General features: G+C 67.6%; 29 protein-coding genes and 3 pseudogenes. 21 read left to right on the top strand and 11 right to left on the bottom strand.

What is annotated here, in order from left to right:
- Positions 1 to 29 precede the first annotated feature (29 nt).
- Positions 30 to 851: a hypothetical protein gene (locus WKH84_RS04600; protein ID WP_341855776.1), complete on the bottom strand. Its 822-nt coding sequence runs from the start codon at positions 849 to 851 to the stop codon at positions 30 to 32.
- A 1,362-nt stretch (positions 852 to 2,213) separates the two neighbouring features.
- Between WKH84_RS04600 and WKH84_RS04595 the strand changes: the two genes are divergently transcribed.
- The 3 genes and pseudogenes from WKH84_RS04595 to WKH84_RS04585 form a co-directional block, all read left to right on the top strand.
- Complete coding sequence (locus WKH84_RS04595; RefSeq protein WP_341855775.1) at positions 2,214 to 3,074, top strand: hypothetical protein; 861 nt, start codon at positions 2,214 to 2,216, stop codon at positions 3,072 to 3,074.
- A 174-nt stretch (positions 3,075 to 3,248) separates the two neighbouring features.
- Entirely contained in the window at positions 3,249 to 3,632 is a 384-nt protein-coding gene (locus WKH84_RS04590; RefSeq protein WP_341855774.1) for a hypothetical protein, read from the top strand.
- Between the two features lie 26 nt (positions 3,633 to 3,658).
- Positions 3,659 to 3,883: pseudogene (locus WKH84_RS04585) on the top strand (transposase); the annotation flags it as partial.
- 32 nt (positions 3,884 to 3,915) lie between these two features.
- Here WKH84_RS04585 and WKH84_RS04580 read toward each other — a convergent pair.
- On the bottom strand, positions 3,916 to 5,259 hold the full coding sequence (locus tag WKH84_RS04580) for an IS256 family transposase (RefSeq protein WP_341855773.1): 1,344 nt from the start codon (positions 5,257 to 5,259) through the stop codon (positions 3,916 to 3,918).
- A 271-nt stretch (positions 5,260 to 5,530) separates the two neighbouring features.
- On the opposite strand from WKH84_RS04580, the pseudogene WKH84_RS04575 reads away from it, so the two are divergent.
- A pseudogene (locus WKH84_RS04575) lies at positions 5,531 to 6,023 on the top strand (IS5 family transposase); the annotation flags it as partial.
- Between the two features lie 42 nt (positions 6,024 to 6,065).
- Positions 6,066 to 6,545, top strand: coding sequence for a GNAT family N-acetyltransferase (locus WKH84_RS04570; protein WP_341855772.1), 480 nt, complete (start codon positions 6,066 to 6,068; stop codon positions 6,543 to 6,545).
- Between the two features lie 57 nt (positions 6,546 to 6,602).
- Here WKH84_RS04570 and WKH84_RS04565 read toward each other — a convergent pair whose 3' ends face one another.
- From WKH84_RS04565 to WKH84_RS04535, 7 genes and pseudogenes are all read right to left on the bottom strand, one after another.
- Entirely contained in the window at positions 6,603 to 6,794 is a 192-nt protein-coding gene (locus tag WKH84_RS04565) for a hypothetical protein (protein WP_341855771.1), read from the bottom strand.
- Positions 6,795 to 6,845: 51 nt separating this feature from the next.
- A pseudogene (locus WKH84_RS04560) lies at positions 6,846 to 8,011 on the bottom strand (IS3 family transposase).
- Positions 8,012 to 8,039: 28 nt separating this feature from the next.
- Complete coding sequence (locus tag WKH84_RS04555; RefSeq protein ID WP_341855770.1) at positions 8,040 to 9,029, bottom strand: IS481 family transposase; 990 nt, start codon at positions 9,027 to 9,029, stop codon at positions 8,040 to 8,042.
- Positions 9,030 to 9,309: 280 nt separating this feature from the next.
- A complete protein-coding gene (locus WKH84_RS04550) occupies positions 9,310 to 10,386 on the bottom strand; it encodes a hypothetical protein (protein ID WP_341855769.1) in 1,077 nt (358 codons plus the stop codon).
- 171 nt (positions 10,387 to 10,557) lie between these two features.
- Positions 10,558 to 10,962: a DUF6283 family protein gene (locus tag WKH84_RS04545; RefSeq protein WP_341856773.1), complete on the bottom strand. Its 405-nt coding sequence runs from the start codon at positions 10,960 to 10,962 to the stop codon at positions 10,558 to 10,560.
- A gap of 1 nt (position 10,963) precedes the next feature.
- Positions 10,964 to 11,254 (bottom strand): hypothetical protein, encoded by a 291-nt coding sequence (locus WKH84_RS04540; RefSeq protein ID WP_341855768.1) that lies wholly within the window; start codon positions 11,252 to 11,254, stop codon positions 10,964 to 10,966.
- Positions 11,255 to 11,929 carry a hypothetical protein gene (locus WKH84_RS04535; protein ID WP_341855767.1) on the bottom strand — a complete coding sequence of 225 codons (675 nt, stop codon included), beginning with the start codon at positions 11,927 to 11,929 and terminating at the stop codon, positions 11,255 to 11,257.
- A 168-nt stretch (positions 11,930 to 12,097) separates the two neighbouring features.
- Here WKH84_RS04535 and WKH84_RS04530 point away from each other — a divergent pair, with 168 nt between their 5' ends.
- Complete coding sequence (locus WKH84_RS04530) at positions 12,098 to 12,670, top strand: hypothetical protein (RefSeq protein ID WP_341855766.1); 573 nt, start codon at positions 12,098 to 12,100, stop codon at positions 12,668 to 12,670.
- On the opposite strand, the gene WKH84_RS04525 is transcribed toward WKH84_RS04530, so the two are convergent.
- Both WKH84_RS04525 and WKH84_RS04520 read right to left on the bottom strand, forming a co-directional pair.
- On the bottom strand, positions 12,659 to 13,666 hold the full coding sequence (locus tag WKH84_RS04525; protein ID WP_341855765.1) for an IS481 family transposase: 1,008 nt from the start codon (positions 13,664 to 13,666) through the stop codon (positions 12,659 to 12,661). The genes WKH84_RS04530 and WKH84_RS04525 overlap by 12 nt on opposite strands.
- A 155-nt stretch (positions 13,667 to 13,821) precedes the next feature.
- A complete protein-coding gene (locus WKH84_RS04520; RefSeq protein ID WP_341855764.1) occupies positions 13,822 to 14,010 on the bottom strand; it encodes a hypothetical protein in 189 nt (62 codons plus the stop codon).
- A gap of 136 nt (positions 14,011 to 14,146) precedes the next feature.
- Between WKH84_RS04520 and WKH84_RS04515 the strand changes: the two genes are divergently transcribed.
- The 15 genes from WKH84_RS04515 (at position 14,147) to WKH84_RS04445 (ending at position 23,222) form a co-directional block, all read left to right on the top strand.
- Entirely contained in the window at positions 14,147 to 14,644 is a 498-nt protein-coding gene (locus tag WKH84_RS04515; protein WP_341855763.1) for a hypothetical protein, read from the top strand.
- Positions 14,645 to 14,663: 19 nt separating this feature from the next.
- Positions 14,664 to 14,918 (top strand): hypothetical protein, encoded by a 255-nt coding sequence (locus tag WKH84_RS04510; protein WP_341855762.1) that lies wholly within the window; start codon positions 14,664 to 14,666, stop codon positions 14,916 to 14,918.
- Between the two features lie 42 nt (positions 14,919 to 14,960).
- On the top strand, positions 14,961 to 15,149 hold the full coding sequence (locus tag WKH84_RS04505) for a hypothetical protein (protein ID WP_341855761.1): 189 nt from the start codon (positions 14,961 to 14,963) through the stop codon (positions 15,147 to 15,149).
- Positions 15,150 to 15,160: 11 nt separating this feature from the next.
- Positions 15,161 to 15,373, top strand: a complete 213-nt coding sequence (locus WKH84_RS04500; protein ID WP_341855760.1) for a hypothetical protein — start codon at positions 15,161 to 15,163, stop codon at positions 15,371 to 15,373.
- 437 nt (positions 15,374 to 15,810) lie between these two features.
- Positions 15,811 to 15,996, top strand: coding sequence for a hypothetical protein (locus tag WKH84_RS04495; RefSeq protein WP_341855759.1), 186 nt, complete (start codon positions 15,811 to 15,813; stop codon positions 15,994 to 15,996).
- Between the two features lie 110 nt (positions 15,997 to 16,106).
- A complete protein-coding gene (locus WKH84_RS04490; protein ID WP_341855758.1) occupies positions 16,107 to 16,439 on the top strand; it encodes a hypothetical protein in 333 nt (110 codons plus the stop codon).
- A gap of 52 nt (positions 16,440 to 16,491) precedes the next feature.
- On the top strand, positions 16,492 to 16,842 hold the full coding sequence (locus WKH84_RS04485; protein WP_341855757.1) for a hypothetical protein: 351 nt from the start codon (positions 16,492 to 16,494) through the stop codon (positions 16,840 to 16,842).
- Positions 16,843 to 17,329: 487 nt separating this feature from the next.
- A complete protein-coding gene (locus WKH84_RS04480) occupies positions 17,330 to 17,605 on the top strand; it encodes a hypothetical protein (RefSeq protein WP_341855756.1) in 276 nt (91 codons plus the stop codon).
- A gap of 243 nt (positions 17,606 to 17,848) precedes the next feature.
- On the top strand, positions 17,849 to 18,166 hold the full coding sequence (locus tag WKH84_RS04475; RefSeq protein ID WP_341855755.1) for a PQ-loop domain-containing transporter: 318 nt from the start codon (positions 17,849 to 17,851) through the stop codon (positions 18,164 to 18,166).
- Positions 18,163 to 18,516: a hypothetical protein gene (locus tag WKH84_RS04470; RefSeq protein WP_341855754.1), complete on the top strand. Its 354-nt coding sequence runs from the start codon at positions 18,163 to 18,165 to the stop codon at positions 18,514 to 18,516. Before WKH84_RS04475 ends, WKH84_RS04470 begins: the two co-directional genes overlap by 4 nt.
- 392 nt (positions 18,517 to 18,908) lie before the next feature.
- Positions 18,909 to 20,365, top strand: a protein-coding gene (locus WKH84_RS04465) for an IS3 family transposase (protein WP_341855753.1) whose coding sequence is annotated in 2 segments (ribosomal slippage) — positions 18,909 to 19,287 and positions 19,287 to 20,365 — 1,458 coding nt in all. Because the reading frame shifts where the segments join, the coding sequence is not laid out codon by codon here.
- Positions 20,366 to 20,791: 426 nt separating this feature from the next.
- Positions 20,792 to 21,289: a hypothetical protein gene (locus WKH84_RS04460; RefSeq protein WP_341855752.1), complete on the top strand. Its 498-nt coding sequence runs from the start codon at positions 20,792 to 20,794 to the stop codon at positions 21,287 to 21,289.
- A 2-nt stretch (positions 21,290 to 21,291) separates the two neighbouring features.
- On the top strand, positions 21,292 to 21,579 hold the full coding sequence (locus WKH84_RS04455; protein WP_341855751.1) for a hypothetical protein: 288 nt from the start codon (positions 21,292 to 21,294) through the stop codon (positions 21,577 to 21,579).
- A 378-nt stretch (positions 21,580 to 21,957) separates the two neighbouring features.
- Positions 21,958 to 22,233 (top strand): hypothetical protein, encoded by a 276-nt coding sequence (locus WKH84_RS04450; RefSeq protein ID WP_341855750.1) that lies wholly within the window; start codon positions 21,958 to 21,960, stop codon positions 22,231 to 22,233.
- Positions 22,230 to 23,222 carry a hypothetical protein gene (locus WKH84_RS04445; protein WP_341855749.1) on the top strand — a complete coding sequence of 331 codons (993 nt, stop codon included), beginning with the start codon at positions 22,230 to 22,232 and terminating at the stop codon, positions 23,220 to 23,222. The genes WKH84_RS04450 and WKH84_RS04445 overlap by 4 nt, the downstream gene beginning before the upstream one ends.
- The last annotated feature ends 94 nt before the right edge of the window (positions 23,223 to 23,316 follow it).

The raw sequence follows: 23,316 nt of genomic DNA, 5'->3' as shown, positions 1-23,316 counted from the left end.
GCGGGAAGTCCCCGCGGCGGAAGCGTCGCTCATACCGGATGCCCCACGCGATGTAGCCCGCCATCGCCAAGAGCGGCAGTGCGGCCGCGGCCATGAAGGTCGTCGCGATCGTGGAGACAATCGTCGAGGGGATGAGCGCGGACAGAGCGGGGGCGAACGCGCCCAGGATGATCCCGGCGGCGAGCACGGTCGCGGCGAGCAGTGCGAACTGCGTGATGACCCAGCGGCGCGGGAAGCGCACAGTGCGGGTCTCGAGATCGAAACCGTGCATGTCCCCGGCGACCTGGCGCGAGCAGCGAATCGACCCCGCTGCGGGAGCTCGTGGCGGCGACATGAGCGATGACGCCGTTGGGCTCGAGGGAATGATGGGTGCCGCCGACGATGCGGCCCTTGATCCAGCGGTCCCAGAGACGGTCCTCGTGCAGGAGCAACCCGCGCCGCGGTGCACGCATCGTGATCGCCACCCATGAGCCGACCGGCATCTCCGCCAGCGACGCGGACATGGAGAACGGGTCCCGGCCGGACTGGGTGGTGGAGGAGCGAGTGCCGCCGGGCCGGTAGAACAGATGACCGGCCTCGGAGGCGGCGGCGAGATCGGGCAGCGACTCCGCGAAGGCGAGCTTGCCGGTGACGGCGTGGGCAGCGGCGAGAGCGGCCTTGTTCATCTCGTCGGTGTCGGGAGTGATGAGGAAGTTCTCCAACCCGTCATCGGTCTTCACCGCGAGGAACGTCGCAGGGGTACGAGGAGAGAGCGAAGAGGCGAAGGCGCGCATCCGGGTGGCGACCATTTCAGGGCTGTTCTGACCGCCCGATGCCCGGGTGACGCGGCGGATCACGGTGTCTCGGCTCATGCCCATCCATATGCGAAGGAGCGTTCCTGCAGGTCGTGGAGGCGAAGGCGTGGCCGGATCAGGTTTCGGACCAGACTTGACCTCGAAGAATCCATCTCCGCGCCCCGAGCCAGTCCCCGCCCTGAACGCGCTGTGTCCACGAAGCGGGCGCGCCGCGGGCATCGTGGAGCGTCCAGTCGTATGACCTTGTCCTTGTATCGACCCGTGCATCCCCTGGCTCCGCCGTACGGGGAGGTCGATCCTGCGTTCCTTGTGAGGTCATCCGATCCGGCGGGGACGACTCGTGTCGCGCGCACTCGCCACGGCCTGCGGCCGTTGTCGCTACGCGAACGGCACGGCCCGGCGCGCGGAACCGTTCCGTCGCTCCGCGAGGCGTCCCGCAGGGCGGAACGCATGCGCGCGCGCACCACGCAGCGAAGCCGCGTACGGCCGCGCCGCGTCGACGTCTCGCTGCGCGATCCGATCGACGAGAGTGCTTCCCCCGAAGGGTCCATGCACTGCGTGAAGTGGGCGGGAGCAAGCTCCCACGGGACGTCAACGCATCGACCCCGGAACGACCAGGCGCAACGCGAAACGACCCTCCGTCCATCCCGCATCGCAGCGCCAATAGTGGCATTGTCGATGAGCCCATGCCCCGCGCGCCGCCGAGCCACCGCGACGAGCACGCATCGCACACCGCCCCCGCAACCCGCCTCGATGATCAGTCCGTGCAAGCGCGCGCGCCACGCATCGCCCCCGATCATCAAGAACGCACCGAGAACCCATTACGAGCACGACGCCCCGCCGCGCGCGCCGCGCGCGAAGCGCCGAGCCGACGTCGTGGTCGCGTCACGTCGAGCACCGTCCAGCCAGCACAGTGGTTGCGTCCCGAGCACCGCCGAGCACCGCAGTGGTTGCGCAACGAGAACGAGTCGAGAACGGACCGAGCACCACAAGGGGCGAAGCCCCGCAGGGAGCGAACCGACCGACCGGCCAGGGAGCACCGAGGAGGACGAGCGCCAGCGAGGACGACGACGGGGCGAGTCGGCCAGGGAGGGAGAGTGAGCGACCTCTTGTTATCGCTCTCGGCCTCGTCGTAGCGGCTCGGGGCTGTCGCCCATGCCCGGTCGCCTCGCGGTGGCTCGGCGGGGGAGCGGCGCCGGTCGGCATCGGCTAAGTGATGTTGCGAGATCCGGCGTCGCAGCGAGGCTCGGTGGGCGATGATGTGCAGGTCCCCCGCGTTTCTCGGCGGAAGGCCGGCATGTGAGCACTCCCTCTGATCCTCGACGGCGCGCGCGGCCCGAGGCGCCTACGAATCGGCGGCCCTCTGCGCGACGGTCGGTTACGGCTCCACCTCGCGCGGCTCGGCGACGCTCGCCGGGCGTGGTGAAGGTTCTCGTCGGGGTGTTCGCGGTGATCGGTCTCGTCGCGACGGGGGTGTTCGCCTACGGTCAGCTGACCGGCGGGGGAGACGATGGTTTCGAGCCGGTGGCAGGCCTCTCCGCTCCGGCTGAAGACGGGTTCGTGATGGACCTCGAGTTCACACCGCAGTCGCTGCGCGCGGCCGTCGAGGATCACGGAGTCCGCTGCGACGGTGGGTGGCAGGACGATGTGAACGGGGCGCAGGTCTGTGCAGCGGAGCGCGGCTACTACGCGGTGCTCGCAGAGCCGATCGAGCGGGTGGTCGACGGGTATGTCTCGGGGCCGCCGCTGGAGGAAGATCCTGACCAGTACGTCATCGCGACGACCGACGCGGCGCTCATCGTGCCGGCCGACGACACGGGATGGCTGTACAAGGTGTGGGACGACTGCGCCGACTGCTTCGGATGGGGGACCGCGTCGAGCCGAGAGATTGCCACCGACTTCTCGGCCGACGAACTTGAGGAGGTTGTCGACTCGACAGTCGGTCGCGACTGGAACGAGCACAACCTGGGGTACTCATCGTGTATCTACGCTGGGGACTCTGGTGGTCCACTCATCGCCGGCGTATTCGAGGAGCCGACCGACGAACTTCTCAACGAACTGCACAGTCCGTCCTCGACGACCATCGTGGGAGATCGAGCGGCTCTGCAGTTCCAGAAGACAGACGCTTGGCGGTTCGTGACGCCTGCGACGATGCGTGCTTGCCAACTCGCTGGGCCGTGCCTGGTGAAGATCGGTGATGGCGACGTGTGGGAGTTCGACCCGGCCACTCCCGACGAGGTCGATGAGTTCTTCTCGGAGCGCAGCTCGCCGGCGTCGTAGGAGCGGCGTGGGAGGCCGGGTGATCCTCACCGCATGGTCGATCCGGCCGCCCGGTGGGGCGGGACGGATGCGGCGGCGCTCGTGGTCGGCGTTGCCGTCCTGTCGCAGTCCCTGTGCGCCCACTAGGCTTGTGTCGGCATCCCCGGCGACGTTCCCGTAGCTCGTGGAGGAGACATGGTCAGCGAACACATCGACCTAGCGGTCTGGGCCGCGAGTGCGTTCGGCCGACTCGTTGACCTGATCGATGGGCTACCGGTCACGATCGTGTGTGCACTCGCGATGGCAGTTGGGTTCGGAGTGCTGATGTTCAGGAACATCCGCATGCGGATGACGATGAGCGTCGGTGGCAGGACCATATGCCCGGGACTGGGGGACGCTGTGATCGCCGTCGCCGTGCTCCCGGTGATGGTCCTGCGTCCGCACAGCGCAATCACCGGGGAGGACCTACTCATCGGCGGGGTGGTCGCCACGTCCTGCATCGCGTTGATCGCGACGTGGTCGAGCCACGCATCGGGACCGTACCGGGGACGTCACCTAGGGCGTGTCTCCCAACTCTGAGGTGAGGCTCGCGGCAGACTCGCTCCGTGAGTCGGTTCCAGGTGCTGACGGACGAGCAGTGGGAGCGGATCGAGACGTTGCTGCCGTCGAACGTAGGCAAGGCAGGGCGCCCTTTCGGTGATCACCGCACAGTGGTGGAAGGCATCGCCTACCGGTACCGAACCGGGATTCCGTGGCGGGACCTGCCACGAGAAGCGTTCGGGCCGTGGCAGACGGTATGGAAGCGGCACAAGAGGTTCGCCGACGACGGGGGCCTGTCAATTTGTCTGTGTAAGCGGGGTGTTCACAGGTAGGGGGTGATCCGGTCGGGGTAGGCGGCGGCGAGTTGGGCGAGGGCTTGCTTCCAGTTCGTGACGACCTGGCCCTCGACGAGCCGGCCCTGGGCCTTCCGCTCGTTCGCGGGCTTGCCACGGTCTCGAGCTCGATCGGCGGCGCGCTTGTCCTCGATGTTGCAGATCGCGAGCCAGAGCGACTTCACGGCCGCGTCCGTCGAGGGGAAGTGTCCGCGGTTCTTCGTGACCTTCCGCAGCTGGTAGTTCAGCGACTCGATCGCGTTGGTCGTGTAGATGACCTTCCTCAGCATCGGCGGGAACTGGAGGAAAGGAACGAACCGGTCCCACGAGTTCTTCCAGGTCATCACGGTCGAGGGGTACTTCTGCCCCAGCGGCGAAGCCTCGAACTCCACCAGCGCTGCCCAAGCCGAGTCCTCGTTGGGCGCGGTGTAGATCGGCTTGAGCGCGGCGGCGACCTTCTTGCGGTCCTGGTAGGCCACGAACCGCGTCGCGGCCCGGATCAGGTGGACCACGCAGGTCTGGACCATCGAGTCCGGCCACGTCGCCTCGACTGCCTCCGGCAGGCCCTTCAGCCCGTCGCAGCACACGATCAGCACGTCCCTCACTCCGCGGTTGGCGAGGTCAGCGCAGACGTGGGCCCAGAACGCCGACCCCTCGGTGTCCTGGACCCAGATCCCCAGCACGTGCTTGACCCCGTCGAGATCCACGCCGACCGCGATATACGCGGCGCGGTTGATGACCTGGCTGTTCTCCCGGATCTTGATCCGGATCGCGTCGAGGTAGAGGACGGGATAGAACTCCTCCAGCGGCCGCGCCTGCCACGCGGCGACCTCCTCGAGCACGGCGTCGGTGACGTTCGAGATCGTCTCGTGCGACAGGTCCGTGCCGAGCGTGGAGGCCAGGTGGTGCTGGATGTCCCGGATCGTCATCCCGCCCGCGTAGAGGCTGATGATCATGTCATCGAGCCCTCCCAGGCGTCGCTGGCCCTTGGGGACAAGGCGCGGCGTGAATGAACCGGCACGATCCCTGGGGACGTCCAGCGCGATCGGCCCGACCTCGGACTGAACCGTCTTCGGCGACGTCCCGTTACGCGAGTTGGCGTGCTTCGACGCGTCCTCGGAGCCCTTCTCGTAGCCGAGATGGTCGCTCAGCTCCGCCTGCAGACCTCGCTCCAGCGCGGCCTTGACCAGCGCGGGCACGAACCCACCGTCCCCGGTCAGCTCTACCTGGCCGGCGTCGATCTGCTCGAACAACGCGTCCAGTCGCCCGGCGGCCTTCAACTGCTCGACCAGGTCCTGGCCCGAGGGCCCACCCGGCGTCTTCTCGTCGGTCATGGTCATGATTCTTACCGTTCCTCTCGGTACGGCTTACACAGACCATCTGACACGCCCGACGACGGCACCTGGGACCGCGTCCTGGCCCAGCTGATGGCCGAGGCCGATGCCGGTGGCGACATCGACTGGACTGTGTCGGTGGACTCGACGATCAACCGCGCTCACCAGCACGCGACGAACACGCCCCGTCCCGAGCAGGACACAGGGGGCGACGTCGAATCACAAGAAGCGCGACCAGGGTGTTGTCCACAGTGAACCTGCAAGTCACGGAATCGGCCGGTCACGTGGCGGGCTGACGAGCAAGATCCACCACGCGGTCGACGGTCGCGGGCGTCCGCTCGCCGTCGTGGTCACCCCAGGCCAGTCCCACGACGGGCGCTCCCTGGAACTGGTGCTCGGCGACATCTGGGTACCGCGCCTCGGCACCGGCCGCCCTCGCACGACGCCTGACGCCCTGCTCGGCGACAAGGCGTACTCCTCCAACGGCAACCGGGCGATCTTTGCGCCGGCGCGGGATCAGGACCGTGATCCCCGAACGCGCCGATCAGCAGGCCAACCGCAAACGCGGTGGCTCAGCCGGTGGTCGACCTCCGAAGTTCGACCCCGCGACCTACAAACGTCGCAACGTCGTGGAGCGGTCCTTCAACCTGCTCAAACAGTGGCGCGGATTGGCCACCCGCTATGACAAGCACGCCGTCGTCTACCGTGCCGGCGCCGTCCTGGCCGCGGTCGTCACCTGGTCGCGGGCGGGACCGTTCCGATAATCCGCTTGGAAGCACTCTCTGCGTTTCTCTACAGTCCTGCATGTGCCAAACACCCTGATGGTCGCAGAGCCGCCGACGCGAACCGATCACGTCATCCCTGGAGGAGTAGTCCTTCGCACACTCGAGGAGCCGGACCTCCGAGCCGTTGGCCAGGCATACTGGCGAACCTACCTCCACTCACCCGACGAGATGACACTGAACGACGCCACCGACGATGTCCTTGCATCGTGGCGAGGTGAGTACGGTCCGTGGCTCGCAGACGGATCCTTTGGCGCCTGGCGAGACGACGAGCTCGTAGGAGCGATCCTCACCGTGACGGACGCTCCCTGGGACGACGTACCGAGAGGCCCATTCATCATCGACTTGTTCGTCGTGCCCCACGCGCGACGAAACGGGATCGGGCGAGCCCTCGTCCAGGCCGTACAAGCCGGCTTGCAGACAAGCATCGGACTACGCGTCGACGACACCGCAACCGAGGCGCGAGCACTGTATGTCTCTCTCGGGTTCCGCGCTCTCGATTAGGAGACGCGTCCTAGAGTCGAAGCTGAGCTGAGCCGTGTTCGTCGCGGCCTAGTGCATCTAGCGCCACGGCTTGCCGATGAGGTCGAGCATGTTGGCGTCGCGGAGAGCGCGACGGTCCGCGCCGCTGACCAGTTGGCTTTTCGTCGCGCCAACCTTTCGAAGGGCACGGGCCCGGTCCAGGCGATCGGGATTGCCCCTTGGGTTCTCGAAGAAGCGGCCGTCGGCGAGGTGGATCTGGGACTGCCGCACGAACAGGTGACAGTTTGACCTGCCCTACGGTTAGGTTTCCACTCTTGGTCGCTAGCTTCCGATGGTGGTGAGTGCCCGCGGGGTGCGGGCGAGGTCGTAGTCGTGGGGTGTCGCGTACTCGAGGGAGGAGTGCCGGCGACGACGGTTGTAGAACACCTCGATGTACTCGAAGATCGCGTTCGCGAGCTCGATGCGCGTCTTCCACTTCTTCCGGTTCAGCGGCTCGATCTGCATCGTCGACCAGAACGACTCCATCATCGCATTGTCGAGGCCATCGCCGACGGTCCCGAACGACGGCGCAGTCCCGCTGAACGGATCCTCTGAGTGAAGACCCAGGAGGTGAACTGGACTCCGTGATCCGCATGAACGATCCCTCCGGGCCCTGGCTGACGTGCACGGATTGCCATGTCCAGAGCGTTCACGACCAGGGTGGAGTCCTGTTTGGAGTCGATAGCCCAGCCGATGATCTTGCGGTCGCAAGCATCCAGCACGGCGGCGCAGTAGATCTTGCCCTCCCGGGTGGGATGCTCGGTGATGTCCGTGACCCACAGCTCGTTCAGCGCGAGACGGTGGAACTTGCGGTTGACCAGGTCGTCCGCTGTGGCGACCCCCTTGAGTCGCTTGATTCTGGCTGGGCCTGGAAGGCCACCGATTCCGGCGCGAGTCATGAGGACGGAGATGAGCCGGCTGGAACACGGAATGTTCATTCCGATGGTGAGCTCGGCGTGAATGCGGCGGTAGCCGTAGGTGCCGCGGGAGGCGACGTGGATCTCCCGGATCAGGCCGGTCAGCCAGCGGCGGCGCGGCTCAGTGGCACTGGTCGGGCGCTTTCGGTACCGGTAGTAGCCCTGACGGGAGACGCCCAGTAGGCGGCGAAGAGGTGCTTGTGGGTGCCCCGGCGTCGACGAGTCGGTCGATCACCGGGTGCGCCCTTTTGGGGCAACTCCTCCCTCCTCGTCGAGCCACGTCGCGGCCCGGCGGAGGATCGCGATCTCCTGCTCGAGCTGGCGGACACGGCCGCGCGCCGCGCGGAGCTCGGCAGATTCCTGACTGCTTAGTCCCGGCCGGCGGCCGAGGTCGATATCGTCCTGTCGCAGCCAGTTGTGGAGGGTGACCTCGTGGATGCCCAGGTCCAGTGCGGTCTGCTTGACCTGGCGGCCCTCGCGGACCAGAGCGATGGCACGGGCGCGGAACTCGGGAGGGTACGGGCGGGGCATGCGGTGAGCCTTCCATGAAGACCATCGACTAGCTGTATGAGGTCATGACGTTGTCGACACGTTCGTGGACGCGGGAGGCCGGGGGCTGATCAGCGCAGGCAGTGTGTGGACGGTGGTAATTGTAGTGATGGACCCAGACGCTGATCGCTTCGCGCCGCTCGTGCTCGGAGTAGAAGGCGTGGGCGTAGAGGCATTCCTCGGCGAGGATCCGCTGGTAGCGCTCGACTTTCCCGTTATGCCTGGGCGTGTAGGGCCGGGTCCGCTGATGCCGCGAGGCGTGCGCGGTCACGGTGCGGACGAACGTCTTCGCGCGGTAGTTGGAGCCGTTGTCGGTGACCACTCGGACCAGGCGCGTGATGCCGTGAGCAGCGAAGAAAGCCCGGGCTCGCGAGAAGAAAGCAATGGTGGTTGCCGCGGTCTCGTTCTCGAGGGCCTCGGTGTAGGCGAGTCGGGAGTAGCCGTCGATCGCGGAGTGCAGGTAGGTGTAGCCCACGCGCTGATGGCGCGCCCGTTTCTTGCCGCGGCCGTGGAGTCGCCAGCCTCCGCCGGCGGGGATCTGTCCGACCTTCTTTACGTCCAGGTGGAGCATATGGCCGGGGAAGCGCGCGATTATTTTCCCGGGCTCGCGGTTGTTCTCCCCGGTCGGGTCGAGGTCTCGCCGACGGGAGATCCCGAGGCGCCGCAGCCATCTGCCGATGGTGCGGACGCAGTAGTGGTGACCGCGGCCGGCGAGCTCGAGGGTTATCCGGCGGGCAGACCATTTGCGGTCTCGTCGCCACGCGTCGATCAGCTCGAGGACCTCGATCGGCGACCGCGAGGGCCGTCTCGCGGGGGCGCTGGTGCGGTCTTCCAGGGCCTCGACGCCGTCTTCGCGGTAGCGATGGACCCACTTCGTGAGCGTGGATCGAGCTACTCCTGCTTCGGCGGCGACGTGGGCGATGGGTCGGCCATCATCTTCGACACGTTGGACCAGGCGGAGTCTTCCGGCGGGAGTCAGGGGCGAATTACGGTGGGTCATGGAACGGGTCTCTTCCAGCAGATGGACGGCTTCAGCACCACCCATCGTGCCGGTCAGGGACCCGTTCCTTCATCCCCGCTCCGTGACTACAACGTCATGACCCGCAACAACTAGCGACGACAACTGGAAACCAAACCGTAGGTCAGGTCAAGATGTCACCTATCCGTGCGGCAGTCCCTCTTGACCGTGTCCTTGCTAACCCCGAGTCCGCTGAGCGATCTCCGCACGGGAGGAACCTTCGGCTTGAAGACGAAGGGCGTGCCTGCAGATCTCGAGGCGCTCACGCATCTTGCTCATGGGAGTAGTCGTTGACTCCCGACTGGGAGGGGACGTCGACGCCGGCTTCTTTGGCGACTGCGGCGATTGCGTGGTACGTGACGCCCAGCGCGTCGTTGATCTCGCGGCGACTACTGCCGCGCTTCAGCATCGCAACGATCTCGGTGCGTACTCGACGCTGGTCGGGGGTGACTCGCGGGGCTCGAGTGTCGATACCGGTCTCCTTCAGGATCCTGGAGATGACGGAGTAGGAGACCTCGTGCCGCTTGGAGATGTCGGACTTCCGCCAGCCTTCACGGAAGGCAGCGATGATCTGGTCGTCACGCTGTTGGCGCCACGCGGATTGCTGGGCCTTCACGAATCGGTCGACTTGGTAAGTAACAGCGCTGAGCCGAGGGATAGACGGGAGCCCGACGTCCGGGGCGAGATGCCTAAGGGCGATCAGGTGGGGGAGTGTCTTGTCGGTGAGCCCGTATCGGTCGCGGTTGATCTGTTCGCGGGCGGAGTCATCCAGTGCGTTCCACAGTGGTTGGAGGAGCTGGGCGCACTCCTCATCCGTCGGCAGGATCTTGTCCCACTCGCCGAAGGTGGGCGGCGCGGCATAGGCGTGGGCGAGCAGAAGGTTCAGATCTCTGGAGTAGTCGCTGCGGTACCGCGGCGGTATGAGAACCCGGAAGCCGCGATTGTTCAGAGCGCAGACGCAGGTGTGCGTGTAGCGGGCGTAGCCTGCAGGGGCGTAGCCGAGTCGGATGCCGTCAAGGTCGATGCCGACTGCGCTCGAGTCGTGGCGATTGAACGGTTCGGGAACCAGCTCGCCCCACGTCTCCACCCACTCGTCCGGCGGGTAGAACCACTGCGTTGGATCGCAGTACCAGGAACCGCGGACCCCCGTCCACGTTAGGGGCCGCGCATCGAAGCCGCGCGGGTCGTCCAGGGCGATCGAGCGAGCCGTCTCCCACGTCGCGATGTGGAGGATCTCCTCAGGTCGCTCGTACTCGCTCGGCGTACGGCGATGTGCGTTTCGGCGGCCGAAGAGGATTCGGTAGCGCTCCCTGGCAGTGACACTGAGATTCTCCTCCACGTACCTCGCCTTGCCGCGGATCTGGGCGCGGATCTGGCGGCGTCGAGTGGCGGGGTCGTCGGAGTACCCAGGCCATGCGGGGTGTCTCATGGCTGAAGAGTAATGAGGGGCCGGTGATCACGGGGCGGATCTCGCGGTTGCTGCGAAACCGGTACGCACAGTGCTCAGCCGTCAGGGTTGCCCAGCCATCGTGACTTCTCGAGTTTTGCGATCGTCGCGCGTGCGCGGTCGTCGGGGTCGCTGATCGCTGCGGCTGCCGTGGCGGGCGGCGTCGGCGCCGCTCGGCCACAGTGGCACCGTCGTGGAGTACTCGGCGCAGGAGGGGTCCAGTCTCCCGTAGGTGATGCCGATCCGCACTGCGAGGAGGTCGAGAGGATCGCGGTGCCCGAGCCAGCCGGCGCACACCGAGCCGTCCTGCTGGTGGCAGGAGAACACTCGATCGGAGGCCTGCTCGGGGATGTCGCCGTCGTAGGCGGGCAACTTCGCGCACTCGCTCTCGTCCCAAACGCTGGAGGGTACGCCGCGGCGGTATGGGCAGGGGGCGCATGGCGTTTTCCGGGGAAGAGCGCCGTGCATCTCAGCGCTCTCGGCCATCGCGACCAACGCCCTCGATCAGTCCGAGACGGCGCGGCAGTAGGTACGGCGTGGTCGTCTTCCCGCCGCCGGGCTTGAGCGCCCGCCGCACGTGGAGCATGTCCGCAGCGGTGATCGTCGTGAGCTCGCCGTCGGAGTGCGCGACGAGCGCATCGGCCGCCTGAGCGAAAGTCATCTGTCGCGAATCGATCTGGTAGTTCAGTCGGATCGCCTCTTGCGTCAGCGACGTCGTGGAGGGAGGTGTATCGGATGGTGTCGTCACGGGCTTCTCCATTCAGCGCGAGGCGTGATCGTGCGCGCCCAGGGTCGCGTCCTCGGGGATGATCCTCGCGGCCTCAACCGGACCCGCGACGTTGTCGTCCACCCACTCGCGCACGGTACCCGCGGTCAGGCGACGCACGTCACCGTCGACGTACCCGGTGCGGTCCAGGTCGATGCCGCCCTCGGCGTCGAACCAGACGTCGGCCGGAAGCCGCGTGCCCTCCTCCCGCGACAGCTGGGTCATGGGGGAGGGGGCATTCACGCGCACCGAGCCGGTGGCCTCGTCCCGCTCGAAGACCTCGCTGCGGATCCGGGGGCCGACGGCACCGTGCGAGATCGTCGGACGCGAGCCGAGCCGCAGGGCGGCGACTGGTGCGTGCGGCGTCGACAGCGCCGCACCGATGCGCCTGGGCGGGATCACGAGCCGATCGCTGCCTCCAGGGCTCCCGGCGTCGAGCAGGAGTCCGCGCTGGGACATGCCGCGCAGATCTAGGTTCTCGTCGAAGAGGTAGACCCGGCGCGTGAACTCCCGCCGGTATCCGCGGACTTCCGGGTAGACCTCGCCGAAGAGAGCGCGGCCGGCGGCGTCGTGCCCGGTGCCGAGCACGACGGCGACCTCCTCGGCGCTCCCGTCGTGGCGGGTGCGCTGGGCGGAGGTGGAGAACGTGCCGATGACGTGCAGAGCCATGGCTGGCCTTCTTCCTGTGGAACCCCGATGCGGGTTCGTCAACACCGAAGTGGGCGAGCTCGTGCAGTCGCAGGACGAGAAGCAGGTCCCGCGTCCCGCCAAGATCGATGAGCGCCCACTGGCACAGCGACCACGCCCTCTCGTTCCGAACCCGGAAGGACCACCGCCATGGCCGAGTCCCCCGCGACCGAGCAGCTACCCGTAGGCGATGTCGTCTTGCACGCCGACCAGAGCGACAGCGAGATCATCGCCGCGCTGTCGAACCTGTCCTGGACGTGGGCGCCCCTCACGGGTCTCTCGGGCGGCGAACTGGGCTGGCTCGCCCGCGACATCCGAGCCGGACGGACCACGATCCCGGGCCGGACCCGCTACCGATCCAGCGAACTGGTCCACACAGCGTTCCGCACTGCCCGAGAGGACCACCACGAGATGGTCGCGGAGTTCGCCCGAGACAACCGCAAGCTGTGGTGGTCCCGGTACGGCTTCGTCTTCGTGGTGGGCGTGGTCCTCGCCGGCGCGTTCGCGGCCCTCGCGTTCTTCCCGGACGAGATCCTCCGTGTACTCGCTCCGGAGGGACGTAGCGCGGTCGACGAGAGCATCCCGTTCCACGCGACGCTGGACCAGTTCGCGGAGTCCCTCCTCCCGATCCTCGCCCCAGCCTGTTTGGTCGTGCTGGTGGTGGCGATGATCGTGCTCTTGGTCGCTTCTGCGGCCGCGGCGCTGAACCGGCTAGATGTATGAAGTCATGACGTTGTCGACGCGTTCGTGGACTCTGGTGGCCGGGGGCTGATCAGCGCAGGCGGTGTGTGGCCGATGATAGTTGTAGTGGTGGACCCAGATGCTGATCGCTCGGCGGCGCTCGTCCTCCGAGGCATATGCCCGGGCATAGAGACATTCCTCGGTCAGGATGCGCTGGTAGCGCTCGACTTTCCCGTTGTGACGGGGCGTATAGGGGCGAGTCCGCTGGTGCCTGGACGCATGCGCGGCGACGGTCCGGACGAAGGTCTTCGCGCGGTAGTTGGAGCCGTTGTCGGTGACCACCCGGACCAGACGAGTGATGCCGTGAGCGGCGAAGAAGGCCCTGGCCCGGGAGAAGAACCCGATGGTCGTCGCGGCGGTCTCGTCGGTGAGGACCTCGGTGTAGGCCAGGCGGGAGTAGCCATCGATCGCGGAGTGGAGGTAGGCGTAACCAACTCGCTGTCTATGCGCTCGCTTGCCGGCCAGCGCCTTCGCGGAACCGCGGCCGTGGGCTCGCCAGCCGCCGCCGTCGGGGATCTTCCCGACCTTCTTCACGTCCAGGTGAAGCATGTGGCCGGGGAAGCGGGCGATGATCCTGCGGGCCTCGCGGTTGTTCTCCCCGGTCGAATCGAGGTCCCTGCGGCGGGAGATCCCCAGTCGCTCCAACCAGCGGCCGATGGTGCGGACGCAGTAGTGGTGCCCGCGATCAGCGAGCTCGAGAGCTATCCGGCGAGCCGACCACTTCTTCTCCCGCCGCCAGGAGTCGATCAACTCGAGCACCTCGATCGGCGGTCGGCCCGGCCGCAGAGCCGGTGCGCTGGAGCGGTCTTCCAGCGCCTCGACGCCCTCGGCTCGATAGCGGTGGACCCACTTCGTCAGGGTGGAGCGGGCGATCCCCGCCTCGGCAGCGACGTGGGCGATCGGCCGGCCGTCGTTCTCGACACGTTCAATCAGGCGGAGTCTTCCGGCAGGGGTCAGCGGCGAATTACGGTGGGTCACGGAACGGGTCCCTTCCAGCAGATGAATGGGTTCAGCACCACCCATCGTGCCGGTCACGGGGCCCGTTCCTTCATCCCCTACGCGGTGACTACAACGTCATGACCCGCAACAGCTAGATCTCGTGGGGAACCTTCATCGGCGGAGGTTGCGGCGTCTCAGAGCGGCCAGCGAGCCCAGAACAGGACCTGCGCATCCTCGGGGATCGGGCAGGCGGCTTGCGCTTCCTCCCATGTGGTCCCCTCACCGGAGAGGGTCACGTGCTCGAAGGAGTCGACGGTGCGGTCGCGGGCGGGGATGTCGGTGAAGTCGACGGCAAGGGCGACGCGGGCGTAGGCGGTGATCATGATGCGCCCATCATCTCGGCCACGGCGCCGTTCCCGGGGGATGTCGAGCTGTGCGTTGCGGCTCGTCCCTCGAGACGACTGGCCCGCCCACTGGGAAGGCGACGCCGGAAGGCCTGGTGCCGAGACGGAGGAGATCATGCCCACCCCGACCACCCGTGTGAAGCGCTCCGACGCTTCGAACCACAGGGCCAAGAACGAAGGCGACTGGGACGTCGGAGCTCACGACACGCCGCTCTGGCGCGTTGACACCGCCGCCGCACTGCGAATCCTGTTCGTGCCCGGCTCCGCGGCCGCGCACCTCGCCGCCATGAACGCCTTCGCTCTCCAGCACAGGAAGCTCCGGAGGAGGAAGGCGACCCTGTTCGGCGCTCTGGCAGGGATCCTCGTCCCGGCACTGCTCGCGGTGATCTTCATCCCGTTGCGGTCGCCTCTCCTGTACATGCTGATCGTCCTGGCGCTGTTCTCAATCTTCGTCTTCGTCTATGTGCGGACCGTCGCGATGGCGAACATCGATGACGGGTCGCGCTTCGGACGGGGCGAGGCAGGAGACCAGAACCGGCGCGCGCCATCGCGCCGGCGTCATCGCCCTGGTGGTCCCTGTTGGGAGCGGCCGCGGGGCGGGGTATGTCGCTGACCGCGACCTCACGAGAAGGGTGCTGGACGAGGTCACGCCTCAGCTTCGCGACGATCTGATCGCGATGTCGAACAGCGGTCACCACCGAGGTGTCCGGGAAGTCCTCGATGCCCTCGCCGACGACGAAAGGGATCGACGACGTCGCGAGCATGAAGCTCGCCAGAGGCACGACCAGCGAGACACCTCCGAGCTTGTCGAGAGGGTCCTCGAGCGTGCCCGCGGCGTTGACCGTCGGCGCCAGCGGTCCCGTGACGAGGCGGGTTCGCCCACTTGATCCAGTGCCCGCATGGAGATCCGCGAGAGGGGCGTACCCGAGATGACCGAGCTTGACGGACTGGGCCGCTTGACGGCGCGCGAGAAGGTCGCCCGAGACATGCTGATGGTCACCCAGGGTGATGTCGACCAGGAGTACGCCTGGCGGGTCCAGGACGAGGAGGTGCGCGACGAGCCGCTGGCCCAGGCGGACGCAGCGATCGCGCGCATCGTCGGCGACACGGCGAAGTAGCGAGACGCCCTATGAGCACCGAGCCCGGGACGGAGGTTGCCCTGACGGGCAAGGACGCCGTGGAGACCCGCGAGCGAGCCGTGGCCGCGCGCACCGAGCTTCCCCGTGCCCGTACCGACCTGGAGCGCCGCGAGGCCGCCGCCATGGCGCAGGATGCGCACAGCTGGGCGGGGATGTCCCACCCGGACGCCAAGATGGACCTGAAGGGTAGGGCGATCTGGTGATTGGCCCTCCCGATCCCGAAGACGAAGGAGACGACTCATGAGCCTCTCCGCCGACATCAACGGTCACCAGTTCACGGTGACCCCGAGAGGTCGCCTGGAAGCACTCGCGACGCGCCCCAGCGCCCTCCGGTACACCGGCAGTGCGATCATCGCCGCCGCGTTCGCCGTGCTCGGGACGGGCTACTCGGTCGTCTCCCACTTCGTGTCGGCCCCTGCGGGCGGGGTTCCCGCCTCTCTGCTCGCCCTGGCGCTCAGCCTGCTTGCGCTCGCGGTCGGCGTAGTGGTCCACCGTCGCCTCCAGGCGCTCCAGCGCAACCCTGAGGCGTGGACGACACCGCCCACCGCAGGACAGGATGTTGCTCCGGCACCGTGGCGTGTGGTGCTCCGCGTCCCCAAGGGGGCGGTGCTCGGCACCGTCGCGCTTGCGGCTGCTCTGGGTGGTCGGCTTCTTCCTGATGCGCTCGTCCGCCGCACCTGCACAGCTAGTCGGGGGCGTCGCCGTCATTCCCGGGGTTGTGTTGTACCTCCTCGTCAAGGTCGCCTGTGTCTGGGTGATGCTCGCCGCGCTCATCTACATGCTCTGGAGCCTGGTACCGGGGCGCACAGCTCGAGCCTCCTCGTGATCCGCGCGGACCGGCCCCGGACGGGTCTCTGGGCGATGCTGTTCCGCAGGGGGCAAGGGCTCATCGAGGAGTGCTCAAGCCAGTACATACGCCGATCGAAGGAGCGAGGGATGAAGTCGGAGGCCGGCGACCGTCGAGGACCTGCCTGGAACAACGGGCTGAAGTGGCATGACTTCTCGAAGGACATCGATCTCGACTTCCCGTTCTGGCGGTTCCCGCTCATCGCAGCCGTCCTCGAAGGACTGTTCATCGGCCTCTTGGCACTCACACGAGGAGGACTCGACGAAGTGCCCGCCCGCGGATGGCTCATCGCGGCGCTGATCGCAGCGATCTGCCTCGTCCCGCCACTCGTGTGGCGCTGGCGCCGCCGCACCCTCCCTACGTCCCTCTCCTTCATCGTGCTCATGGCCCTACTGCTCGTTTCGCTGTTCACCCTCTGGTGAACCCCCGAGCCGGGGTGTCCCACGGGAGGCCCACGTCGCCCACTTCTCCGTCATGCACACCGTCCACGCCCCGCGCCATCCCGTCCCCGTCGCGGACCACCCTTCGGACAACGCCCCCACCTACGCCGAGGTCCGCAAGGACGCCGCGCGCGTCAGCCTCGCCGGCCCCTTCATCGACGACGACACCCCCGTGGGGCACTTCGGGATCGTCGTGAGCAACATGGGCGGCGTTCAGACCTACTGGTTCAAGGGCTCGCTCGGCGATGTCAACGCGCGCGTCGTCGACCGCACTCAGATCATCCGCGGACGGCCCACCCACTACTTCGGCGGGAGCTTCTTCGGCGGCGCCCTCACCCTCGCCCGGGTCAGTTCGAGCACCGACCAGCGGAAGGCCGACCAGTGATGGGCACCTTCGCCTCCGCCGACCCGCTCCTGGTCGCCGCGGCCGGTTGCACCGTCTGCGTCCTCCTCACAGCTGCGCTCCCCCGGTCGTAGCCAAGACCAGTCGGGCCTCGAGCGGGCTCTGGATGCTGTTCGCTGGCTTCGCCGTCGCCGTGGCGGTTCTCTTCGCTCCTCTCGATCATCCTCTGATCTCTCCGCTTCGGGACCGTTTCGACATCCGCCATCGGTAGGACCTGGGGCGAACGGGGCGGCCCCGGTGTGCTGCGATGATCCGCTGCGCACCACGCGGTGCAGGACGGCTCCGTCGAGATGGTGCCTCACACGCTGTCGGTGAGCTGGGCGAGGGCGTCGCGAGAGATCGGGGTGCCGACACCTAAACCCTTCTCGGCTCACGCCTGCGACTCCCCACAGGAAGGGGAACGTCCCGCGAGGCGTCGACTGCGCCCACTGATCCGCCGGACCCACCCGCACGTCTGACGGAGGCGACCATGTCCGCACCGACCACCACGGCCACGAAGACCGAGACCTCGAGCGACGATGTCGCGTTCGCGCTCTGGTTCGCCCGCGAGTGGGATCACCCGGGCTCCGACCTCACGCAGGCTCGACGAATCTGGGGCGACCCGGACGCCGCGGACGAGCGTCGCGAGTACGTCGACCTCGCCGCGGAACGCGACGGCCACCCGGCGCGACCCGGTGCCATTCGCGCCCTGCTCACGCTCGACGAGGCCGCGGCGTTCGACGCACTCGTCGCTCCGTCAGTCTGAAGGGGTGAAGCGATGGCCCCGACAGGACGCCCTCGGTGGCGTGTCCGAACGACCGTGCGGCCTGCGGCCGAGCCTCTCGCTTCACCTCGCCAGTCGGAGCGTAGTTCGTTGGCGCCATCCGCTCCCGGACCGTCGCGGGCAAAGGGCGAACCCCCTGCCCCTTCCCGCCCACTGCCGGCGACAGGCGGCCACGACGTAGGGAGCGATCATGGACACCCAGCCCACCTCGAGGTCGGGTGAGCGATGGAAAACGGCACTGCCGAGCTGATCGTCTCGATGCTCGGGGCGATCTCGTCCACGACATCTGTGATCCTGTTCCTTCCCCAGTTCTGGTCCATCTACCGGTCGCGCGGCGAGCCCCGCGCCCTGCTCGGCGTGCCCGTTGCGCGGATGGTCGTCCTATGGGTCCAAGCGCTGCTGTGGATCTTCTACGGGGTCTCGTTGGGCCAGATCTGGGTCTCGCTCCCTGGGCTGGTCAACACCCCGTTCATGGTCGCGTCGATCGTCATCGTCCGCCGCGCGCACCGGCGACTCGCGGAACGCAGGGCCCACCTCTCATGACCGCAGTGCTCGCGTGGTCGACGTTCCTCATCGCTTTCTGGACCCTGGTGCCCCAGACGATCTCGATCCATCGCTATCGACACGAGCCAGAGGCGCTCCGCGGCGTCTCCATGCTCTCCCTGTCCGTGATCGTCGTCGACTACATCGGCTGGTCCGCCTACGGAATCCTCACGGCGGCGTGGGCGCTGTGGATCCCCTCAGTGATCGGCGCCGTCCTCACCATCGTCACCGTCGTCTCGCTCCTGCGAGTCAGGTCTCGTCGACCGTCCGGAGCCCCTGGCGGACCGTCCCGCCGCGGTACCGCCACGCCCACTGGTGAGGCACAGACACCTTGGGAGGAACAGCCATGAACGGATCCAGCCGGGCTCCGGAGCGCACGCGATGAGCGGGGGCGTTGTGCTGTTCATCGTCCTGGTCTTGGTCCTCTACGGCATCCTCCTCGTCATGGCCAGCAGGGAGATCTGAGCCCCGCCTGCCTACTGCAGGGACCTCCTGGAGCTCGACGTCCAGTCGCTCGATCCGCCACCGTCGGCCGGCCGAGGCGGCGAGTATCTCGCGCATGATCGCAGCCGCGGACTCCTCCATCCCGACAGCAGTCTCGCGGGGCGAGCGCCAAGGTCGCCAACCGGTGAAGTCAGGCCAGGTCAGAGGGGACTTGCGGCGGCCCTGCGTGTCAGGGTGAGTTGAGACCAGTGGTTCATAGCAAGTCCGCCTCCGCAGGGCGAGATCAGGAACAATCCCGATGAGCATCTCGACTCTTTCCACGCCGCCGTCGTCGACCCGCGATGATGGATCGATGAGCACCCCGCATCCTCGCGCCGATGGTCCGCGCCGTCGCCGGTTCACGCCCGAGCAGAAGCTCGCTCACCTGGCCGCCTACGAGGAGGCCTGCGAGCAGCAGCAGGGTGGTGCCTACCTGCGCCGCGAGGGCTTGTATTCCTCGTTGATCACCGAGTGGCGGCGGCTACGCGATGCTGGCGTCGCGCAGGGCAAGCGGCCCGGGCAGGCGATCGGCCGGCCCAGCAAGGAGCAGACCGAGATCGCCCGGTTGCGACGCGAGCTGGACCAGACCCAGCGACGTCTGGATCGCACCGAGACCGCGTTGGAGATCATGGGAAAAGCACGCGCGCTCTTGGAGGACATCTCCGAGAGCGCGGATACCGAGACCAAGCGCAAGAAGCGCTGATGGGTGCCTACGCAGACCTCACCGCGCAGGGCACCGCCACCCGGGCCGCGTCGGTCTTGACCGGCATCTCGCGGGCCACGGCCAGTCGCCGACAGCGGCGCCCGGTCCCGCCCGTGCCGCGCGAGGTGGTGCCGGCCAACCGGCTGTCCTGCACCGAACGGGCGAGGGCGCTGGAGGTGCTGACCAGCGACGAGTTCGTCGATTCCACTCCGATCCAGATCTTCGCCGAGTTGCTGGACCGCGGGATCTACCTGTGCTCGGTCTCCACGATGTATCGGGTGCTTCGGGAGAACACCCTGGTCAAAGAGCGTCGCAGGCAGGCCAGGCACCCGGCTCGGGCGGTACCCGAGCTGGTCGCCACCGCGCCGGGGCAGGTCTATTCCTGGGATATCACCAAGTCGCCGGGCCCGGTCCGGGGCGTCTACTACGACGCCTACGTGATGATCGATATCTACTCCCGCTACCTCGTCGGCGTCCACGTCCACGCCCGGGAGTCCGGGCGCCTGGCCGAGGAGATGATGCGCGAGGTGTTCGGCATCCATGGCATCCCCGAGGTGGTCCACGCCGATCGCGGCACCTCGATGACCTCGAAGTCCGTCGCCACCCTGCTCGCCGACCTGGAGGTCACTCGCTCGCACTCAAGGCCGAAGGTCTCCAACGACAATCCCTACTCCGAGGCCTGGTTCAAGACCCTGAAGTACGCCCCGGTCTTCCCCGAACGGTTCGGCTCTCTCAGCGATGCCAGGGCGTTCATGGACGAGTTCCGGGACCGCTACAACCACGAGCACCACCACTCCGGTCTGGGCCTGCATACGCCGGCCGAGGTCCACTACGGCCTCGCCGCCGCGAAGGCCGCCGAGCGTGCCGAGGTGCTCGCTACGGCCCGGGCCACTCGCCCCGAACGGTTCGGCACCAAGAACACCGTCCCGAAGGTCCTCGCCCTGCCCGAGGCGACCTGGATCAACAAGCCTACCGACCGAGACCACCAGGCGACCTACCAGGCCACCGCCTGACTCCCACTGGCCTCATTCACCTTGACAAATTCCGCGGTTGCGCCACCCTCTGCGCCACCGTGTGCCGACGTCGCTCCACCCATCGAACGTGCAGGTCAGTCCGGGAACGCCACCATATCCCTCCTTTCTCTCTATAACTCTTAACGAGAGATATGTATGTATGTATAAGGGGGATATGAAACCAGATACCTCTCATAGGTCATACGGGGGCCGGTGCGATGGGGGATCTGGTGTCATTCTCGTTCCGACCTGCGCATCCAGAGGCTTCGGTGGGGTGGGGGCGCGACGCGCAGGGGGTGGAGGGAACCCGCTCAAGCAGGGCCAGGAGGCTTCCGTCCTGCGACAGCCCGCCGCCGCCCACTGTCTCGTTGAGCGGCTCCACGGTGAGCCGGATGAGCTTGTCACCACGCGAGAGGGAGTGCCTCGATGACCGCCGAGACCAGTGCCCCGGATCAGCACAAGAGAGCGACAGAAGCACAGGTCGTCGCGGGCGCTCGGGCGATGCACCGCGCCTTCGAGATGCGCGCCGAGCGTCGCCACAACGGCTACTACACCCGGCGGTCGTGGGAGCAAATCGGTCCCGACTGCCAGAACGAGTTCATCGACTACGTCCGCCCCGCCCTCGACGACGCGCTGGCCGCGGACGAACCCTCCCAGAGCGCCGTGCAAGAGCGACCGGCCCGGCAAGGAGGCACCGCGAAGGCGGTCAAGGTGACCATCTTCGACCGACACGGCGACGCGCTGACCCTCTCTGCCGGTCAGCTTTCTGCTCGTACCGGAGAGGTGACCGTCCACGTGAGCGAGCGGCATCGGGGGAGGGACCACACGGCCGCCGTACACGTTGAGCCCGCGGAGCTGCAAGCGGCGCTGGAAGAGGTCGCTCCCGGCGGCACGGACATGCCCCACGACATCGAGGGGAGCTGAACATGACCGTCAACAGGACCATCAGCGATCACGACGCGCCAGCACGTTCGGCCGGCCAGTCTTCGGGCAGTGCCAGCCGGGTGACTGCTGCGACGAAGGCGTTCGAGCACCACCGCGTCGAGTGGTTCCCGCCCGACCCGCCGAACAGTCGAAAGCCGACGTACTTGTGCATCGGGTGTGGCTGGAGGGCCGAGCTGAACGGGTACTGCGACGACTCCAGCTCCGGCCTCGAGCACCGCATCGCCGCGGCCCTGGCCGAGGCCGGTCTCCCCGAGGATGGGCGGCGCTGATGGCCGCCGACGCTGGTGCGCCGCGAGAGAAGGCAGAGCGGACAGCCGATCCTGCCTCCTGCCCCGACTGTGACGGCGAAGGCGTGCATGAGATCCAGGTGCGTGTCGGCCAGTTAAAGACCCCGTTCGGCTGTCTCGGCCGCGGCGGCGACGGAGAGGTTCAGGCGCCGGACGGGGGTGCGATCCGCCGCCGTGGAGGCACACGTCCGGCCTCCGGGCCGCCGAGCCCGGCGGGGAAGGTCTCCCATCGGGCGGCTACACCTACCTGCCCCGCCCGGGCTACAGCGACCACGGAGACCGCTACATCTCCACCCGCTCGACTGAGCACGCCTCCCGCGTGGCCCGAGCCGATGCGTTCTCTGAGAAGGGACAGGCCCGATGAAGACCAACCGCCACGCCAGGCGCGCCGAGCGCGTCATCGACGACCTCGGAGAGGAGATCATCGCGGGAGAGGGGATCACCGACGCCACGATCGTCGCCACCGCGCTCGAGGCCAACACGCAGGCCGCCCTCGCGCTCGTGCACGAGCAGCGGACCGCGAACCTCATCGCGGCCGCCGAGTCCATGCTCATCGAAGGCTCCGAGAGGTCCCGGAGCATGGTGGGGGCGATGCGTCAGGAGATCATCGCGCGCCTCGTCGAGGAGAAGAGATGACGGAGCCGAGCCGCCGTGTCGCCAAGGAGCCGATGGTCCGCCAGGTGCTCGACTCGCTACGCGCACTTCCCGGGTACCTGCTCGACATCGCGCCGGTGGTCCTCACCGGTCTGGCGATGATCGTTCTCGCGCCCGGGGTCGTCGTCTCGCTGGTCTTCTTCGCCGACCGCTTCCGAGCCGCGGAGGTGGCCGTCTACCTCATGGCGATCTTCGGGGTGGTCTACATTCGGCGGGACATCGCGCGTGTCCACCGTCGCCGCGCGAGTGCTGTTGACACGGACAGCAGGTTGCCGGCGCTCCAGTACTTCACGCCGTCCAGGGCGGCGCTGGGCAAGGAGTTCAGCGCGTCCGTGGCCGATGCCGCTTGCCTGCATCACCGAGACGGGGATCCCCTCGAGGAGGTTCGCCGTACCGCCGAGCAGATCGCCGAGGCGACCCCGCCGCGCCACTGGTCTGGGACGTCCCGGCGCGTCCGTCACGAGGTCGCCCATGTGCTCATCGCTCACCTCGGCGGGGGCACGATCATCTCGGCCCACGTCGTCCACGACGAGAACGTCGCCATCGGCGGGTCAGTGCACTCCAGCGGCGACGGCACCGGGTCGACGGGGGAGCAGACCGAATGGGCCGCAGCGAAGATCAGCATCGCCGGGGACGTGCAGGACAATCTCGACGGTGTTCGCGACTGGGGTTCGCGCACCGACATGGAGCAGGCCGTAGGCCGACTCACGCAGTTGCTTGCCTGGGGAGCTGCTCCCGCCGGCCACGACGGACCGCTGACCTTCGAGGGTCTCTTGCTCACCGCGCGCGTTGAGGTGGAGCTCGCTCTCCGACAGCACGCCGAAGCTGTGGCGGCGATCGCGCGGCGCCTCGAGGACTCCCCGACCCCGCTCACGGAGCGCGACCTCTCCGACCTGTGGCCGAAGCCCGACAGCCTTCCCCTCCTCGACACGCGTTTCCCCGTCGGACAGGCTGCGACGAGCGAGCCGTGAGGGAGGTGCTTGCCGATCGAGTAGAGCTCTTCGAGGCGCGGTGGGGTGGAGCTGTCCTGCGAGGGGGCTGTGCCGCCCACTTCTCCCGCGAGAC

The sequence above is a fragment of the Brachybacterium sp. GPGPB12 genome, from assembly GCF_038396325.1.
Lineage (GTDB): Bacteria > Actinomycetota > Actinomycetes > Actinomycetales > Dermabacteraceae > Brachybacterium > Brachybacterium conglomeratum.
Note: the sequence above shows the minus strand (reverse complement) of the source record. Positions and strands in the feature narration are given on the sequence as shown.

Excerpts from the sequence above, each read along its gene's own strand:
- WKH84_RS04485 (WP_341855757.1), top strand. The coding sequence starts at position 16,492 with ATGCACACCGTCCACGCCCCGCGCCATCCCGTCCCCGTCGCGGACCAC.
- WKH84_RS04455 (WP_341855751.1), top strand. The coding sequence starts at position 21,292 with ATGACCGTCAACAGGACCATCAGCGATCACGACGCGCCAGCACGTTCG.
- WKH84_RS04515 (WP_341855763.1), top strand. The coding sequence starts at position 14,147 with ATGCCCACCCCGACCACCCGTGTGAAGCGCTCCGACGCTTCGAACCAC.
- WKH84_RS04500 (WP_341855760.1), top strand. The coding sequence starts at position 15,161 with ATGAGCACCGAGCCCGGGACGGAGGTTGCCCTGACGGGCAAGGACGCC.
- WKH84_RS04540 (WP_341855768.1), bottom strand. The coding sequence starts at position 11,254 with ATGGAGAAGCCCGTGACGACACCATCCGATACACCTCCCTCCACGACG.
- WKH84_RS04445 (WP_341855749.1), top strand. The coding sequence starts at position 22,230 with ATGACGGAGCCGAGCCGCCGTGTCGCCAAGGAGCCGATGGTCCGCCAG.
- WKH84_RS04450 (WP_341855750.1), top strand. The coding sequence starts at position 21,958 with ATGAAGACCAACCGCCACGCCAGGCGCGCCGAGCGCGTCATCGACGAC.
- WKH84_RS04545 (WP_341856773.1), bottom strand. The coding sequence starts at position 10,962 with ATGCACGGCGCTCTTCCCCGGAAAACGCCATGCGCCCCCTGCCCATAC.
- WKH84_RS04530 (WP_341855766.1), top strand. The coding sequence starts at position 12,098 with ATGGCCGAGTCCCCCGCGACCGAGCAGCTACCCGTAGGCGATGTCGTC.
- WKH84_RS04535 (WP_341855767.1), bottom strand. The coding sequence starts at position 11,929 with ATGGCTCTGCACGTCATCGGCACGTTCTCCACCTCCGCCCAGCGCACC.
- WKH84_RS04475 (WP_341855755.1), top strand. The coding sequence starts at position 17,849 with ATGGAAAACGGCACTGCCGAGCTGATCGTCTCGATGCTCGGGGCGATC.
- WKH84_RS04460 (WP_341855752.1), top strand. The coding sequence starts at position 20,792 with ATGACCGCCGAGACCAGTGCCCCGGATCAGCACAAGAGAGCGACAGAA.
- WKH84_RS04590 (WP_341855774.1), top strand. The coding sequence starts at position 3,249 with ATGGTCAGCGAACACATCGACCTAGCGGTCTGGGCCGCGAGTGCGTTC.
- WKH84_RS04470 (WP_341855754.1), top strand. The coding sequence starts at position 18,163 with ATGACCGCAGTGCTCGCGTGGTCGACGTTCCTCATCGCTTTCTGGACC.
- WKH84_RS04600 (WP_341855776.1), bottom strand. The coding sequence starts at position 851 with ATGAGCCGAGACACCGTGATCCGCCGCGTCACCCGGGCATCGGGCGGT.
- WKH84_RS04490 (WP_341855758.1), top strand. The coding sequence starts at position 16,107 with ATGAAGTCGGAGGCCGGCGACCGTCGAGGACCTGCCTGGAACAACGGG.
- WKH84_RS04580 (WP_341855773.1), bottom strand. The coding sequence starts at position 5,259 with ATGACCGACGAGAAGACGCCGGGTGGGCCCTCGGGCCAGGACCTGGTC.
- WKH84_RS04505 (WP_341855761.1), top strand. The coding sequence starts at position 14,961 with ATGACCGAGCTTGACGGACTGGGCCGCTTGACGGCGCGCGAGAAGGTC.
- WKH84_RS04520 (WP_341855764.1), bottom strand. The coding sequence starts at position 14,010 with ATGATCACCGCCTACGCCCGCGTCGCCCTTGCCGTCGACTTCACCGAC.
- WKH84_RS04555 (WP_341855770.1), bottom strand. The coding sequence starts at position 9,029 with ATGACCCACCGTAATTCGCCCCTGACTCCCGCCGGAAGACTCCGCCTG.
- WKH84_RS04480 (WP_341855756.1), top strand. The coding sequence starts at position 17,330 with ATGTCCGCACCGACCACCACGGCCACGAAGACCGAGACCTCGAGCGAC.